The sequence below is a fragment of the Curtobacterium pusillum genome (assembly GCF_013359865.1).
In the GTDB taxonomy this organism is placed as follows: Bacteria; Actinomycetota; Actinomycetes; order Actinomycetales; family Microbacteriaceae; genus Curtobacterium; species Curtobacterium pusillum.
In genome coordinates this window covers 1-13,498 of sequence record NZ_JABMCE010000076.1, presented here as the reverse complement: position 1 = coordinate 13,498, position 13,498 = coordinate 1, and the positions used below count along the sequence as shown (strand labels likewise).

General features: G+C 72.0%; 12 protein-coding genes. 5 read left to right on the top strand and 7 right to left on the bottom strand.

Annotated features, from left to right (window positions below; translation table 11 throughout):
* Positions 1-6 precede the first annotated feature (6 nt).
* The gene (gene sucC, locus HP507_RS09630) at positions 7-1,173 is read right to left on the bottom strand and encodes an ADP-forming succinate--CoA ligase subunit beta (protein WP_175351571.1); all 1,167 of its coding nucleotides are present in this window, start codon (positions 1,171-1,173) and stop codon (positions 7-9) included.
* Positions 1,174-1,352: 179 nt separating this feature from the next.
* On the opposite strand from sucC, the gene HP507_RS09625 reads away from it, so the two are divergent.
* The 4 genes from HP507_RS09625 to HP507_RS09610 all read left to right on the top strand — a co-directional run bounded on the left by HP507_RS09625 (position 1,353) and on the right by HP507_RS09610 (position 5,086).
* Entirely contained in the window at positions 1,353-2,978 is a 1,626-nt protein-coding gene (locus HP507_RS09625) for a RecQ family ATP-dependent DNA helicase (protein ID WP_175351570.1), read from the top strand.
* Between the two features lie 229 nt (positions 2,979-3,207).
* Positions 3,208-3,489: a hypothetical protein gene (locus HP507_RS09620; protein WP_175351562.1), complete on the top strand. Its 282-nt coding sequence runs from the start codon at positions 3,208-3,210 to the stop codon at positions 3,487-3,489.
* 38 nt (positions 3,490-3,527) lie between these two features.
* Positions 3,528-4,439 carry an oxygenase MpaB family protein gene (locus tag HP507_RS09615; protein WP_175351569.1) on the top strand — a complete coding sequence of 304 codons (912 nt, stop codon included), beginning with the start codon at positions 3,528-3,530 and terminating at the stop codon, positions 4,437-4,439.
* 8 nt (positions 4,440-4,447) lie between these two features.
* The gene (locus HP507_RS09610) at positions 4,448-5,086 is read left to right on the top strand and encodes a pyridoxal 5'-phosphate synthase (RefSeq protein WP_175351568.1); all 639 of its coding nucleotides are present in this window, start codon (positions 4,448-4,450) and stop codon (positions 5,084-5,086) included.
* A 5-nt stretch (positions 5,087-5,091) separates the two neighbouring features.
* Here HP507_RS09610 and HP507_RS09605 read toward each other — a convergent pair whose 3' ends face one another.
* Both HP507_RS09605 and HP507_RS09600 read right to left on the bottom strand, forming a co-directional pair.
* On the bottom strand, positions 5,092-7,545 hold the full coding sequence (locus tag HP507_RS09605) for an ATP-dependent helicase (protein WP_175351567.1): 2,454 nt from the start codon (positions 7,543-7,545) through the stop codon (positions 5,092-5,094).
* A 12-nt stretch (positions 7,546-7,557) separates the two neighbouring features.
* Positions 7,558-8,568, bottom strand: a complete 1,011-nt coding sequence (locus tag HP507_RS09600) for a glycerophosphodiester phosphodiesterase family protein (protein ID WP_175351566.1) — start codon at positions 8,566-8,568, stop codon at positions 7,558-7,560.
* Positions 8,569-8,698: 130 nt separating this feature from the next.
* On the opposite strand from HP507_RS09600, the gene HP507_RS09595 reads away from it, so the two are divergent.
* A complete protein-coding gene (locus tag HP507_RS09595; protein ID WP_175351565.1) occupies positions 8,699-9,682 on the top strand; it encodes a DUF817 domain-containing protein in 984 nt (327 codons plus the stop codon).
* Here HP507_RS09595 and HP507_RS09590 read toward each other — a convergent pair.
* From HP507_RS09590 to HP507_RS09575, 4 genes are all read right to left on the bottom strand, one after another.
* A complete protein-coding gene (locus tag HP507_RS09590; protein WP_175351564.1) occupies positions 9,653-12,121 on the bottom strand; it encodes a glycoside hydrolase family 3 C-terminal domain-containing protein in 2,469 nt (822 codons plus the stop codon). The genes HP507_RS09595 and HP507_RS09590 overlap by 30 nt on opposite strands.
* A 263-nt stretch (positions 12,122-12,384) precedes the next feature.
* Positions 12,385-12,666 carry a hypothetical protein gene (locus HP507_RS09585; RefSeq protein ID WP_175351563.1) on the bottom strand — a complete coding sequence of 94 codons (282 nt, stop codon included), beginning with the start codon at positions 12,664-12,666 and terminating at the stop codon, positions 12,385-12,387.
* A gap of 23 nt (positions 12,667-12,689) precedes the next feature.
* Positions 12,690-13,235, bottom strand: coding sequence for a gluconokinase (locus tag HP507_RS09580; RefSeq protein WP_271207317.1), 546 nt, complete (start codon positions 13,233-13,235; stop codon positions 12,690-12,692).
* The coding region (locus HP507_RS09575) for an enolase C-terminal domain-like protein (protein ID WP_277355489.1) at positions 13,232-13,498 on the bottom strand (267 nt) is incomplete at its 5' end. The genes HP507_RS09580 and HP507_RS09575, both read right to left, overlap by 4 nt.

The window sequence follows — 13,498 nt, the reverse complement described above, 5'->3', positions numbered from 1 at the left end:
CGCTCCTTACGCCGCTGCGGCGAGCTCGGCGGCCTTCTCGGCCGCATCGTCCATGGTCGCGACGACGGTGACGAGCGGGTGTGCCGCCTCCGCCAGGATCGCGCGACCCTCTTCCACCTTGTTGCCGTCCAGGCGCACGACGAGCGGCTTGGTCGCCGCGTCGCCGAGGATGCCGAGCGCGGCGACGATGCCGTTCGCGACGGCGTCGCAGGCGGTGATGCCGCCGAAGACGTTCACGAAGACGCTCTTCACCTGCGGGTCGCCGAGGATGACGTCGAGCCCGTTGGCCATGACCTCCGCCGAGGCGCCGCCGCCGATGTCGAGGAAGTTGGCGGGCTTCACGCCGCGGTGGCGCTCACCGGCGTAGGCGACGACGTCGAGCGTGGACATGACGAGTCCGGCACCGTTGCCGATGACCCCGATCTCGCCGTCGAGCTTGACGTAGTTGAGGCCGTGGACCTTCGCCTTGGCCTCGAGCGGGTCCTCGCTCGCGGTGTCCTCGAGCTGCTGGTGACCCTCGTGGCGGAAGTCGGCGTTCTCGTCGAGCGAGACCTTGCCGTCGAGCGCGAGGATCTGGCCGTCGCCCGTGCGGACGAGGGGGTTCACCTCGACGAGGGTGGCGTCCTCGCCCTGGTAGACGTCGTAGAGCTTCACGAAGACGTCGGCGACCTGGTCGCGCAGTTCCTCGGGGAAGTTCGCCTTCGCCGCGATGTCGAGCGCGGCCTCCTTGTTGATCCCGGTCAACGGGTTCACCTCGACGCGGGCGAGCGCCTCGGGCTTCTCGACGGCGAGCTGCTCGATCTCCATGCCGCCCTCGACGCTCGTGAGCGAGAGGTAGGAGCGGTTCGCACGGTCGAGGAGCACCGAGAAGTAGAACTCCTCGGCGATGTCCGCGCCCTGGGCGATCATGACCCGCTTGACCGTGTGGCCCTTGATGTCGAGGCCGAGGATCGCCCGCGCGTGCTCGAACGCCTCGTCGGGGGTCTTCGCGACCTTGACGCCGCCGGCCTTGCCACGACCGCCGACCTTCACCTGCGCCTTGACGACGACCACGCCGCCGATCTTCTCCGCGGCCGCCCTGGCCTCTTCCGGAGTGTCGGCGATGATGCCCTGGAGGACGGGGACGCCGTAGGACTCGAAGAGGTCCCTGGCCTGGTACTCGAAAAGATCCACGCTGTTCTTCTTCCCGCACGGTTCGTGCGATCGGCATCGGTTTCCCGGTCGCGCACTCCACATCGAGGGTCGCTCGATGTCGAGACAACGGCCGAGGGCCAGCCTAGCGCCGCTGTGTGGACGTCCGGTGCGCGCGTCTCCGAGCGGTACCCCAGCGAGCGACCGGCACGGTGGTCCCGATGGACACCGCACTCCGCACCCGCGCCGCCGACGTCTTCGGCTGGACGCTCCGCCCCGAGCAGGAGACGGTGGTCGACGCCGTGCTCGCGGGACGCGACGCCCTCGCCGTGATGCCGACCGGCTCGGGCAAGTCGGCGATCTACCAGGTGGCCGGACTCGCGCTCGACGGGGCCGTGGTCGTGGTGTCGCCGCTCGTCGCGCTGCAGGAGGACCAGGTGGTCGGGCTCGAGGACCACCCGGACGCCCCGCGGGCGGTGACGATCAACGCCACGCGCGGCCGTCGTGACCTGGACGAGGCGTGGGACGCGGTCGCCGACGGGTCGGCCCGGTACGTCTTCCTCGCACCCGAACAGCTGGCGAAGGACGACGTGGTCGAGCGGCTCCGGACCGCCGGGGTCGCCCTCGTGACCGTGGACGAGGCGCACTGCGTGTCGTCGTGGGGCCACGACTTCCGCCCGGACTACCTCGTGCTCGGCGAGGTCGTCGAGCGACTCGGACGTCCGCCGGTGCTGGCGATGACCGCGACCGGTTCGTCCCCGGTCCGGTCCGAGATCGTGGAGCGGCTCGGGATGCGGGACCCGCTCGTGCTCGCCACCGGGTTCGACCGGCCGGAGCTCCGCCTCGAGGTGGTCCGGCACGAGGACGCCGAGTCCAAGCGGGACGCCCTCGCCGCCCAGGTCGCCGGGCTCGACGGCGCCGGGATCGTCTACGTCGCGACCCGGGCCGAGACGCTCGAGTACTCGGACGTGCTGGTGGAGGCCGGCCGCCGCGCGAAGCCGTACCACGCGGGGCTGCGGGTGCGGGACCGGGAGGCCGTGCACCACGCGTTCCTCGACGGCTCCGTGGACGTGGTGGTGGCCACGAGCGCGTTCGGCATGGGGATCGACAAGCCGGACGTCCGTTTCGTCGTGCACGCCGACGTGCCGGAGTCCGTCGACGCCTACTACCAGGAGGTCGGACGCGCCGGCCGCGACGGCGAACCCGGGCTCGCGACGATGCACTACCGCGCCGAGGACCTCGGTCTCCGGCGCTTCTTCGCCTCGGGCAGTCCGCGGCCGGCCTCGCTCCGCGCCGTGTACGACGCGGTGCCGCCCCGGCGGACCGTCCGCCGGTCGGACCTCGCCGACGCGAGCGGGCTCGCCGCCCGGACCGCGGGCCGTGCCGCCAACGCCCTGGTCGACGCCGGTGTGCTCGTCGACGTCCGCGACGGACTCGAGCGCGCTGCGGGAGCACCGCGCTCGGCGGACGCCGCCGCCCTCGCCGCCTCCGAGCGTGCCGACGAACGGGAGCGCATCGAGGAGTCGCGGATCGCGATGATGCGGCGCTACGCCGAGACGGACGAGTGCCGTCGGCAGTTCCTGCTCGGCTACTTCGGCGACGAGCTCCCGGAGCCGTGCGGGAACTGCGACACCTGCTCGTCGGGTTCCGCCGCCGAGGCGCACGCGGCCGACGGGTCGCACGACGGCGAGTGGCCGCCGGACGCTGCGGTCGAGCACGCCGAGTGGGGCCGAGGCACGGTGATGAGCACCGAGGACGACCGTGTGACGGTGTTCTTCGAGTCGGCCGGGTACCGCACGCTCGCCCTCGCCGACGTCGAGGATCGCGGACTGCTCGAGCGCGTGTGACGCGGCCCACCGAGGACGGGCGGGGGAAGGCGCGGTCGCTCGACCACCCGTCGGCGACCGCGCTCCACTCCCCCGAGCAGGGAAGAGTGTGACTCCTCGGCGTGACCCGGAGGTGACGCCGAGGTGAACGCCACCCGAAGCCGGACGGGGAGGAGCGGGAGATGCGAAGCCGGACGCGTCCGCAGGCCCGGGGCGTACACAGGACTCCCCGACGCGGAAGGAGCGCGCAGTGAGCGACCCCGGCATCACGCCCGACGACGGAACCGACGAGTTCCGCGACGACGACGTGGACACCGAACACACCGGCCCCTACGAGGTGGACGAGCGCGAGGAATCCCTCGAGACCTCCACGAACGACGCCGTCGCGGGCGAGACGGTCGAACCGCAGACCGGCGACGGCACGGACGACGGCCCGACCGGCGGGGCGCCCCGCGAGGGCTCGCCGGACCTGTGGGAACAGGACGAGGAACGCCCCGACCTCGGGAACGACCTCGGCACGAAGCCCCTCTGAACCGGTTCCGGCGGAGCACGGCCCGGTACCATCGGGCCGTGCTCCGCCGCGTCCAGGACCGTGTCCGCCGCATGTCGGCGGTGACGGGACGACGGACTGGAGGCACGGCGCCCGACCGGCACCGCGCCTCCAGTCCGGCGGCTGGTCGCGTCGCGGACCGCGACCTGCGTCGGTTCCTCGCCGACAGCACGCCGGTGGTCGCGGGCGGGCGGGCGATCCTGCTGCAGATCGCCGACCCGGTGGTCGCGGCGGGAGTGCGTCGGCACTCGGACTTCGCGCGGCGACCGCAGCAGCGACTGGCACACACGCTGATGTTCGTCTACGCCGTCGTGATCGGCACCGACACCGACGCTGCCGTCGCGGCCTCGTTCGTGGACCGGGCGCACCGGCCGGTCGCCGGGGCCGACGACGAGGAGCGCCAGCTGTGGGTCGCCGCCACGCTCTACGACTCCGCCATCCGCGCGCACGCCCTGTTCGGCGCTCCGGTCGGCGCCGCCCGCGCACAGGCCGTGCTCGATGCCTACAGTCCGATCGGGACGACCCTGCGCGTGCCCGCGGACCGGTGGCCGGCATCGGTCGACGCGTTCGAGCACTACTGGGACGCCGGACTCGACCGACTCGAGGTGACCGACGACGCCCGCGGCGTCGTGCGCGACCTGCTGCACCCGCGCTTCGCACCGCTGTGGGTCAGAGCGGCGATGCCCCTCGTGCGGATCGTCACGGTCGGCATGCTGCCCGACGCCGTGCGCGCGCAGTACGGCTTCGCGTGGGGGCCGCGCGAGCAGCGGCGCTTCCGACGGACCGTCACCGGGGTTCGTTCCGTGCGTCGCATGCTGCCGGGGTGGCTCCTGCGCATCCCGGGACCCCTGCTGCTGCGAGCGATGCGGCGGACCGCCGACGAGTACGCGACATCCGCGCGGCCTCCACACGGGTGGCCCCGGCGGGGTTGAGTGGGGGCATGGCATCCAGCCCGCTGTCCGGCGACCCCTCGTTCGCGTTCCCGGAGTTCACCGACCCGCCGGCGAGCCCGTTCGAGGTCGCCCGGGCATGGATCGACGGGGCCCGGGCGAGCGATGTGTCCGAGCCGATGTCCATGACGCTCGCGACCGCCGGGACCGACGGCCGGGTGTCCGCACGGACGGTCGACGTGAAGCGCCTCGACGACGCCGGCCTCATGTTCGGGACCTCGACGCGCAGCCCGAAGGGCCGCCAGCTCCGCGACGACCCGTTCGCGGCGCTGCAGGCTTACTGGCGCGAGACCATGCAGCAGCTGCGCTTCGAGGGCCGGGCGGTCGCACTGTCGGACGCCGAGTCCGACGCGCTGTTCGCGGACCGTTCGCCGGGGTCGCGCGCCGCGACGGCCGTCGCGGACCAGTCCGCGCCGTACGGCGGTCGTGACCTGGACGACCTCATCGACGACGCGAACGCGCTCCTCGACGAGCACGGGGACGACGTGCCCCGACCGGGGCCGTGGCGGGCGTGGCGACTCGAACCGGACCGGGTGGAGTTCTGGCACGGGAGCCGGGACCGCATGCACCGGCGACTGGAGTACCGGCGCACCGCTGCCGGCTGGACGGCCGAGCGCCTCCAGCCGTGACCGGGCTAGAGCTTCTCGATCGGGGCGATCTTGATGAGGAGCTTCTTGCGGCCCGCCGAGTCGAACGCGATCTCGGCGATGCGCTTCGCGCCGACGCCGGTGACGGCTGAGACGGTCCCCTCGCCGAAGTCGACGTGCTTGATGCGGTCGCCTGGGACCAGCTCCATGTCGCCGTTGTCGCGGACCTGCCCGGACACCCGGTTCGCCCACTCGGTCTTCGGGCGGGTCTTCTGCGCAGCGGCCGCACGGTCGTACGAGCCGCCGCCCCAGCCGCCACCGCCGCGGTAGCCGCCGCCCGAGCCGCCGATCCCGCCGCCCCTCCGCGCGCTGAGCGCCCGCGGTTCGGTGCCACCACGGCTGTTCGCCATGCCCGGGGACTGCTTCCACTCGATGAGCCCCTCGGGGATCTCCTGGAGGAAGCGTGAGGGCATCGCCACGTTGACGTCGCCGAACTGCGCGCGGGTCATCGCGAGCGACAGGAAGAGGGACTTCTTCGCCCGCGTGATGCCCACGTAGAAGAGCCGACGTTCCTCCGAGGGGCCGCCGGGCTCGTTCGCCGACATCCGGTGCGGCAGCAGGTCCTCTTCCACACCGGTGAGGAACACCGCGTCGTACTCGAGACCCTTCGCCGTGTGCAGGGTCATGAGCGACACCGTTCCCGAGGAGTCGTCGAGCTCGTCCGCCGCAGCCACGAGGGACACCTCGGTCAGGAAGTCGGTCAGCGTGCCCTCGGGGTTGTTCTTCTGGAACTCCCGCGTCACGGCGACGAGCTCGTCGATGTTGTCCGCACGGGCGGCGTCCTGCGCGTCCGGCGACTTCCGGAGGTTCTCGAGCAGGCCCGAGCCGTCGAGCAGCTGCGTGAGCGTGTCCACGACCGGCTGGGTCGGCGCCTTCTCGGACACGGTGTCGAGCAGCTCCGCGAACGCCGTGATGGCCGTGCGCACCTTCGGGCCGAACCCGAGCTCGTCGGCGTGCCGGAGCGCGTCCCGCATCGTCGTCTCGTGCTCGTCGGCGTAGCGCTGCAGGGTCGTCTCGGTGACGGCGCCGATGCCCCGCTTCGGGACGTTGAGGATCCGCCGGAGCGCCATCGGGTCGGCCGGGTTGGCGACCGTGATCAGGTACGCCATCGCGTCCTTGATCTCGGCGCGCTCGTAGAACTTCGTGCCGCCGAGCACCCGGTACGGGATCGCCGCGCGGATGAAGATCTCCTCCAGCGCACGGGTCTGCGAGTTCGTCCGGTAGAAGACGGCCATGTCGCGGTAGGACATGCCGTCCTCGTGCAGGCGCTGGATCTCGTCCGCGACGAACTGGGCCTCGTCGTGGCCGGTGTAGCCGGTGAACCCCACGATCTTGTCGCCCGCTCCGACGTCGGTGAACAGGTTCTTCGCCTGCCGGTCGAAGTTGTTCGCGATGACGGCGTTCGCGGCGTCGAGGATGTTCTGCGTCGACCGGTAGTTCTGCTCGAGCAGGACGACCTTCGAGTTCGGGAAGTCCCGCTCGAACTCGACGATGTTGCGGATGTCGGCACCACGGAACGCGTAGATGGACTGGTCCGAGTCGCCGACGACCGTCAGGGACGCCGGGGCGATCGAGCCGTCGGCCTCGCGCATGCCGGCGACGTGCTGACCGGAGTCCTCGAGCCTGTCGACCTGCTCGACCGGGACCGGCCGGGTGAGCTCGCGGATGAGGGCGTACTGCGCGTGGTTCGTGTCCTGGTACTCGTCGACGAGGATGAACCGGAACCGGCGCTGGTAGAGCGCGGCGACCTCGGGGAAGGCCCGGAAGAGGAACACCGTCTGGCCGATGAGGTCGTCGAAGTCGAACGCGTTCGCCCGGCGCAGCTCGTTCGTGTACCGACGGAACACCTCGGTGAACATGACTTCCTGCGGGTCGTTCGCGTTGATGTTCCGGGCGTAGGAGTCGATGTCCTGCAGCTCGTTCTTGAGCTTCGAGATCTTCGACGCCGCGGCCCCCACGGTCAGCCCGAGCGAGTCCGCTTCGAGCTCCTTGACGATCCGCTTGAGCAGCGCCTTCGAGTCGGCGGAATCGTAGATGGTGAAGGACTGCGCGAACCCGAAGCGCTCCGCTTCACGCCGCAGGATGCGAACGCACGCCGAGTGGAACGTGGAGATCCACATGCCCTCGGCCGCCTGGCCGACCAGGGCCTGCACGCGCTCGCGCATCTCGGCTGCGGCCTTGTTCGTGAACGTGATCGCCAGGATCTGCGACGGCCAGGCTTCGCGGTTGGCGAGCAGCAGCGCGATGCGGCGCGTGAGCACGCTCGTCTTGCCGGAGCCGGCACCCGCCACGATGAGCAGGGATTCGCCGCGGTACTCGACGGCTTCCTTCTGCTGGGGGTTCAGACCCGCGGTGAACGGGTCGTCGTAGGCGCGGTCACCGGCGCCGGAACCGTCAGCACGGCCGGGCGTCGAGTCGAAGGGGTCGAGCACGATCGTCATGTCCGGGACAGTCTAGGCGCGACCCCCGACAGCCGAGCGGGCCAGCACCGCCAGGTCGGTGTGGTCCGCGAAGACCCCGTCGACCCCGGTCCGGATGGCCGACGTGAACCAGCGCTCCCAGTCGCCGAACGCCGCGACCTCGCCCCCGCGCCGGAGCGGTGCCGGCAGGAAGCGGTTCTCCGGGCGCAACGTCCACGCGTAGACCGCCAGCCCCGCCTCGTGCGCCCGGTCGACGATCGCGCTCCGCACGGGCGCCGGGTCGTCGAGCGCGACGCTGTCGACGCCCACCATCAGCGTCCCGAGGTCGACGCTCACGCCGTGGAACTCCGTCGCGAGCGCAGCGAGCGCGTCGTCGGAACGCTCCGCCGCGTACGTGGGAGCCAACGTCCCGTGGGAGGCGACCTCGTCGGCGGCGCTGCCCCGCGCCTCCTGGAGGTACACGAGGCGACCCCCCGTCCCACGCGACCGGAGGTCCCGGAGCACACCCTTCTCGAAGCTCTCGATCGTCAGCCGCTCGTCCCCCCGCCACCCGGCATCGGCGAGCACGCCGTCGAGCAGCTGCCCCATCGGGAAACCGGCGCGGTCGAAGTGGTCGGCGTGCTTGACCTCCGCGACGAGTCCCACCGGCCGGGGTGCGGCGTCGAGGATCCCGAGCAGGTCCTCGAGCCGCAGGACGGGCTGTTCGCCGTCGTGCTGAGCCGACGCGGGTCGGAGTGCCGGCAGGCGTTCGCGGGTCCGGAGCGTCTGCAGCTCGGCCCACGTGAAGTCCTCCGTGAACCAGCCGGTCTGCCGGTGCCCGTCGATGGTCTTCGTCGTGCGGAGGTGCCGGAACTCCGGGTGGTCCGCCACGTCCGTCGTGCCCGAGATCTCGTTCTCGTGGCGGAGGACCAGCACACCGTCCCTCGTCGGCACGAGGTCCGGCTCGATCGCGTCCGCGCCGAGCTCGACCGCGAGCTCGTACGCACTCCGCGAGTGCTCGGGACGGTAGCCGGACGCGCCGCGGTGGGCGATCACCAGGGTCATGGCCAGACCCTACTGGCCGAGCACGACCGCCTGTGCCCGCGGCTCCTCGTGTCCGGTGTCCGGTGTGTCCGCTGACACACGCGTGGGCGTCGGGACCGTCGTTCCCAGCCTGCGCCCGCACGATCGCGACATGACCGTCCGCGCCCTCTCCACCGCTGTCGAGCACCGCATCGACCTCGCCGCACGACGCCTGCTCGACGCCGGCAGGCAGCCCCGCCGTCCGGCCCGCGTGTTCGTGACCGAGTTCCTGGTGTTCGGTGCGAAGCAGGCATGGGCGTGCACGTTCGGGGCGCTGCTGCTCGCGACCATGGCCGTCGTGCACCTGACCGTGCCCGCCGAGGCGCGCAACGACGTGCTGACGACCGCCGCCGTCGTGCTGCAGGTCGGGATGCTCGTGTTCGGACTCGAGACCTTCCGGGAGCTCCGGGTCGTGCTGCTCTTCCACGTGGTCGGCACCGTGATGGAGGTGTTCAAGACCCACATGGGCTCGTGGACCTACGAACCGGGCGGCGTGCTCGTCCTCGCCGGGGTCCCGCTCTTCTCGGGCTTCATGTACGGTGCGGTCGGGTCGTACATGGTGCGCGTGTACCGGCTGTTCGACCTGCGCTTCGACCGGTACCCGCGGCAGTGGCTGCTCACGGTCGTCGCGACCGGGATCTACGCGAACTTCTTCGGGCACCACTTCGTCGGGGACGCCCGGTACGTCCTGCTCGCGACGGTGGTGCTGCTCTTCGCCCGGACGACGATGCACGTCCGGATCCACCGGACGGTGCTGCGGATGCCGGTGCTCGTCGCGATGGGGCTCGTCGCGCTGTTCATCTGGTTCGCGGAGAACGTGGCGACGTGGGCCGGTGCGTGGTCCTACCCGGCGCAGGCCGCCGCCTGGCACCCGGTGGCGCCCACGAAGATCGTGGCCTGGCTGCTCCTCATGGTCATCTCGGTCGCGTTGGTCACCTGGCTCTACCCGGCCGTCATGCCCGGGGCCACGCCGTCGGTCCCGGACCGGCGCGTCGGCGCCGGGACGACCACGGTGCGGACGGGAGGCGCGGTGCCGGTCCGCCGGACCGCTCACGTCCGCGCGGGGTCACGTCGTCACGACCCGGAGGTCCCGTGACGACGTGCCGACGAACACCTGCGGCGGTGCGGTGATCGGTTCCCAGCGGCCCGTCGCGGCATCCCACCGGCGGGAGACGGTGTCGGCCACCGTGACCGAGACCTCGGCCTGCGCTCCCCCGTCGAGTTCGCACGCCGTCGCGCCGGCGAAGCGCGGGACCGCGTACTCCGCGCCCGCGGCGGGATGTGCGACGTAGGCCTGGACGACGATCCGCCCGTGTCGGTGACCCGTGTTCCGGACCGTGACGGTGACCGCGATGCCCCCGTTCGTCGAGGTGGCGCGCGCCTCGCCGAGGTCCCACGTCGTGTAGCCCAGACCGTGCCCGAACGGGTAGGCGGGCACGGCTCCGGAACGCGCGTACCCGCGGTACCCGATGTCGAGCCCTTCGCGGTACACGACGTCACCGCCCTCCGGGAACGGCGAGGGGATCCCGCGCTCGTCGGCGGGGAAGGTGACCGGGAGACGGCCGCCGGGCTCGGCGGCCCCGGTGAGGACGTCCGCCACGGCCGGCCCCATCGCCTGTCCACCGAACCACGGCAGGACGATCGCCGCGACCTCGTCTCGCCAGGGCAGGAGGACCGGCGCGCCGGCGTTCACGACCACGACGGTGCGCGGGTTCACCGCGGCCACGGCGCGGACGAGCTCGTCCTGCGCGCCGGGCAGTGCGAGGTCCGTCCGGTCGAACCCTTCGGCCTCGTTCTCGGCGCTCGTTCCGACGAAGACCACGGCCGTGTCCGCCGCCCGCGCGACGTCGACGGCGTCCGCGATGAGTCGGGCGGCGTCCGGAACCGCCGTGTCGAAGCCGAGGCGGAGTGCCGCCACGGTCCGCGGAGCCGGCCGGTAGGTGTACTCCACGTCGACGGGACGGTCGGACCGGAGGGTCAGTTCGACGATGGCCTGTGGCGGCAGCGACATCCCGAGCACGGCGTCGTCGTTGATCGGCACCAGGTCGTCGTCCACGCGGACCGCACCGTCGACGGTCACACGGGCGTGGCCGACGCCCGCTGCGGAGAGCAGGTAGTCGCCGTCCTCCGGGACGGTGATCCGGGTGCGCAGCCGGATGACCGACACCTCGTCCTCGGGGACGCCGTCGGGGTAGCCCATGCCGTAGACGAGCGTGTCCGGCCGATCCCGCGTCTCCGCGCCGATCACGGCGCCGTCCGCATCGAGGAACTCGACCGAGACCACACCATCGCCGCTCGGAGCGCGACCGTTCGCCGCGGTCAGTGCACGGAGGAGCGAGGACGGCCGCGCGCCCTCGGCGTAGCGGATGTCGACGTCGGGGAGCGAGCCGGCGAGTGCGTCCAGCGGCGAGATCGGGAAGGGTGCGACGACGGCCGCGCTGCCACCACCGTTCGTACGAGGGGTCCTCGCGGCGGGACCGATCACGGCGAGCGAGCGCGTCGTGACGGGATCGAGCGGGAGGACACCGCCCTCGTTGCGGAGCAGGACGGTGCCGAGCGCGGCGACGTCCCGCAGGGACCGCTGCACGGCCGCGTCCTCGGCGCGCGGCGGGGTCGGCAGTGCCGCGCGGTCCACCAGGGGCGCGATGCCGTCGAGCGCGCCGACCCGGGCCGCGAGACGGAGTACCCGGAGCACCTTCTCGTCGATCGCGGACTCGGCGACCTCCCCCGCGCGGACCGCCGCAGCGAGCCCGTCTGCCCAGCGGGTGTGCGGTCCGGGCATGGCGAGGTCCGTCCCGGCCGAGGCGCTCGCCACGACGCTCCGGATCGCACCCCAGTCCGAGACCACGAAGCCGTCGAAGCCCCACTCCTCCTTGAGGAGCTCCGTGAGGATCGCCGAGTGGACGACCGGGGTGCCGTTGAGACGGTTGTACGACGCCATCACCCCGAGTCCACCGGCCGCGACGACCGCCTCGAACGGGAGCAGGTACGCCTCTCGGAGCACGCGTTCCTCGATGACCGAGTTCGAGTTCAGACGATCCGTCTCGGACTCGTTGCCGACGAAGTGCTTGGCCGCCGTGGCCACGCCCTCCGCCTGCATCCCGGTGACCATCGCGGCACCCATCTGCGCCGTCAACAGCGGGTCCTCGCTGAACGCCTCGAAGTGACGGCCGCCGAAGGGACTGCGCTGCAGGTTGATGACCGGACCGAGGACGACGTCGACCCCCTTCCGCCTCGCTTCCCCGCCCATGACCGCGCCCGCCGCCGCCGCGACCGCCGGGTCGAACGTGGCCGCGACGGCTGTCGCCGAGGGCGTGTTGATCGACGTGTCCTCCTCCGACCAGCGCACCCCCCGGATGCCCACCGTCCCGTCCGAGAGCACGATCGGGCGCAGGCCGATCGTGACGTCCGGGTACGTGCTCCAGTGGTCCTTCCCGGAGAGGAGCCGGATCTTGCCTTCGAGCGTGAGCCGTTCGATCCGGGCGCGGATCTCGGCGTCCGTCCGGGTGGCGTCCGAGCTGGGGATCATCGTCATCTGCGGTCCTCGACGTCAGGCCGCCTCGCCCGTCGTCGGGATCCGACGAACGACGTCGAGAGGCGGCGTCCATGCCGGCGGGGTTCGCGACCGGAGTCGATCGCTGCGAGCAGGCCCGCCCAGAGTGCACAACGTCTGCCTACGGATCACAACCTACCCCACGGAGTCGGGCGGCGTCGGGCGCTCGGGCGCTCGGCGCTCGGGCGCTCGGGCGCTCGGGCGCTCGGGCGCTCGGGCGCTCGGGCGCTCGGGCGCTCGGGCGACTACGCCACCCGTCGGCCGACGACGAGGTCCCACCCGGGTCCGGCACTGGCGCCCACGGACACCGCCCACACGCGCTCGGTGATCAGCGTCCCGGCGCGCGTCCGGTACTCCGGCACGGCCAGCGCCAGCGCGTCGTCCCCGGTACCGGCGTCGAGCATCTCGGCACCGACCGTGCGACCGTCCGAGAAGGTCACCCGGATCGCAGACGCCCGCACCGGCCCGGCACCACCTGTGATCCGGCAGCCGGGGTACAGGTGCGTCCGCGAGCAGTGCATCTCCATCCGACCTCTTTACCGGGATCAGCTCACGACCGCGCCGGCTCCTGCATGGCTCGGTCGTGCTCGCCGGGCGCACGCAGGTGCGCTGCGGCGTCCGCGACGAGGGTGTCGATGCTGGCGGCGACGTCCAGCGTCACGCCGGCCTCGTCCGCCTCCAACGGTTCCAGCGTCTGCAACTGCGAGCCGAGGAAGCTCGCCGGCATGAAGTGTCCGCTCCGCGCCGCGAGCCGTTCCGCGAGCAGTTCGCGGCTCCCCGTGAGATGGACGAACTGCGCGCCGGGATTGCCCTCGCGGAGCACGTCGCGGTACGACCGCCGGAGCGCGGAACAGCCGATCACGATGGCTCGCGGTGCTTCCCGCGCCATCGTCGCGAGCGACTGCAGCCACGGCCACCGGTCCTCGTCGGTGAGCGCTTCGCCGCGCGACATCTTCTCGATGTTGGCCGCGGGGTGGACGGTGTCCGCGTCGAGGAAGTCCGCGTCGAACGCCTGCGCGAGTCGGACCCCCACGCTCGACTTGCCGCACCCGGCGACGCCCATGACGTAGATGACCCGTTTCACGGCGGCGCTCACCAGTCGTGGACGGTGCCGTCGGCGAGTCGGTTGAAGGGCAGGTACGCCTGCTCGTACGGGTACTTGCCCGCCTCGTCGACGTCGAGACTCACCCCGAGGCCGGGCTCGTCGCCGGGATGCAGGTACCCGTCCGTGAACGTGAACGACTGCCGGAACACCTGGTTCGTGCGATCCCCGTGCTGCATGTACTCCTGGATCCCGAAGTTGTGGATCGCGAGCCCGAGGTGCATCTGCGCCGCGAGCCCCACCGGCGAGATGTCCGT

Bases quoted from the DNA above. Each gene is read 5' to 3' on its own strand.
- HP507_RS09625 (WP_175351570.1), top strand. From the start codon at position 1,353: ATGGACACCGCACTCCGCACCCGCGCCGCCGACGTCTTCGGCTGGACG.
- HP507_RS09610 (WP_175351568.1), top strand. From the start codon at position 4,448: ATGGCATCCAGCCCGCTGTCCGGCGACCCCTCGTTCGCGTTCCCGGAG.
- HP507_RS09605 (WP_175351567.1), bottom strand. From the start codon at position 7,545: ATGACGATCGTGCTCGACCCCTTCGACTCGACGCCCGGCCGTGCTGAC.
- HP507_RS09600 (WP_175351566.1), bottom strand. From the start codon at position 8,568: ATGACCCTGGTGATCGCCCACCGCGGCGCGTCCGGCTACCGTCCCGAG.
- HP507_RS09595 (WP_175351565.1), top strand. From the start codon at position 8,699: ATGACCGTCCGCGCCCTCTCCACCGCTGTCGAGCACCGCATCGACCTC.
- HP507_RS09590 (WP_175351564.1), bottom strand. From the start codon at position 12,121: ATGACGATGATCCCCAGCTCGGACGCCACCCGGACGGACGCCGAGATC.
- HP507_RS09585 (WP_175351563.1), bottom strand. From the start codon at position 12,666: ATGGAGATGCACTGCTCGCGGACGCACCTGTACCCCGGCTGCCGGATC.